Annotated in this window: 1 protein-coding gene; it reads right to left on the bottom strand. The window is 70.4% G+C overall.

Annotated features, from left to right (window positions below):
* Positions 1 to 240: hypothetical protein (locus IBT46_RS27835; RefSeq protein WP_200548141.1), on the bottom strand; the 240-nt coding region annotated here is incomplete at both ends.

Genomic DNA, 240 nt, shown 5'->3' with positions numbered 1-240 from the left:
GGCATCGGCGTCGGCATCGGCATCGGCATCGGCATCCGCATCCGCATCGGCATCCGCGTCCGCATCGGCGTCGGCATCGGCATCGGCATCGGCGTCCGCGTCCGCATCGGCGTCGGCATCCGCTCGGCATCCGCATCCGCGTCGGCATCCGCATCGGCGTCGGCATCGGCATCGGCATCGGCATCCGCATCGGCATCGGCATCCGCATCCGCATCCGCATCGGCGTCAGCATCAGCGTCC

Origin of the sequence: Erwinia sp. S38, assembly GCF_016624545.1 — a bacterium.
Lineage (GTDB): Bacteria > Pseudomonadota > Gammaproteobacteria > Enterobacterales > Enterobacteriaceae > Erwinia > Erwinia coffeiphila.
The sequence above is the reverse complement of the archived record's forward strand: the minus strand, read 5'-3'. Positions and strand labels throughout refer to the sequence as shown.